Genomic DNA, 558 nt, shown 5'->3' with positions numbered 1-558 from the left:
CCAGCAGGTCGTCCTCGTGCACGATGGCGTCGCCACCCTCGCCTTGCGGGATGAGGTTGGTGATGGTCACCCCGTCATCGTCGTTCTTGATGGTCAGGGTCAGGGTCGCCGTGCTCACGTCGCCGTCACCGTCGGTCAGGGTGTAGGTGAACACTTCGCTGCCCATCCCGCCCCCGGTCAGCGCCTTGAAGTCGGCATCGTTCGGGTTGAGGGTGTAGCTGTAGGTGCCATTGGCATTGAGCACCAGGCTGCCGTAGGTGCCGGTCAGGTTGGCCGCGGTCACCGCCGCGCCATCCGCCCCCTGCACGTCATTGCTGATGACGTTGCCGTTGAGGACGAGGTTGTTCTCGCTCGCCGTGGCCGGGTTGCTGTCGTTCACCGCCGTCGGCACGTCGTCCACTATCTGCACGCTCAGGGTGTTGTTGGCGGTATCGCCGTCGCTGTCCACCAGGGTCACCGCGAAGTCTTCAAACAGGCTGTTGTTGCCATTGCCATTGGCGTGCGCTTCGTTGTCCAGCAGGCTGTAGCTGTAGCTCACCAGCCCGGTCGCCGCATCGT

Annotated in this window: 1 protein-coding gene; it reads right to left on the bottom strand. The window is 64.0% G+C overall.

Annotated elements, in window-relative coordinates:
* Positions 1 to 558 (bottom strand): Ig-like domain-containing protein (locus ACEUCR_RS20060; protein WP_408792022.1); only part of this gene is annotated, 558 nt, incomplete at both ends.

It is taken from the genome of Aeromonas bivalvium (assembly GCF_046078285.1).
GTDB lineage: Bacteria > Pseudomonadota > Gammaproteobacteria > Enterobacterales > Aeromonadaceae > Aeromonas > Aeromonas bivalvium.
Note: the sequence above shows the minus strand (reverse complement) of the source record. Positions and strands in the feature narration are given on the sequence as shown.